The sequence below is a fragment of the Pseudomonas sp. RA_35y_Pfl2_P32 genome (genome assembly GCF_963970735.1).
In the GTDB taxonomy this organism is placed as follows: Bacteria; Pseudomonadota; Gammaproteobacteria; order Pseudomonadales; family Pseudomonadaceae; genus Aquipseudomonas.
On record NZ_CAXAQF010000219.1, the window covers coordinates 1 to 513 of the forward strand.

At 67.4% G+C, this 513-nt stretch carries 1 protein-coding gene; it reads left to right on the forward strand.

From position 1 onward, the window contains the following. The coding region (locus tag AACY45_RS27960; protein ID WP_339548711.1) for a CoA transferase at window positions 1-513 on the forward strand (513 nt) is incomplete at both ends.

A 513-nucleotide genomic window follows, 5' to 3' on the forward strand; every position in this document is an offset into this window, starting at 1 on the left:
GGCCGCATGACCGGCTGGGGCCAGACCGGGCCGCTGGCCAGCGAGCCGGGCCACGACATCGACTACATCGCCATCTCCGGCACGCTCCACGCTCTGGGCGAAGCCGGGCGTAAACCGGTCGCGCCGATGAATCTGGTCGGCGATTTCGGCGGCGGCGGCATGATGCTGGCCTTCGGCATGCTCGCCGCGATTCTGAGCGCGCAAGCGACGGGCCAAGGACATGTCGGCGATTGCGCGATGACCGATGGCTCGGCGGTGCTCGCCAGCATGATCTGGGGCTTTCGCGGCATGGGCCGCTGGAGCGCAGCGCGCGGCACCAACCTGCTCGATGGTGGTGCGCATTTCTACGACACCTATGAAACCGCCGATGGCAAATGGATTGCGGTCGGGGCGATCGAACCGCAATTTTACGCGGCTTTGCGACAGGTTATGGGGCTGGACGGGGCCGAGTGGGAGGCGCAGTTCGCGCCCGCTTCGTGGCCGCGCCTGAAGGCAGACCTCGCCGATCGCTTC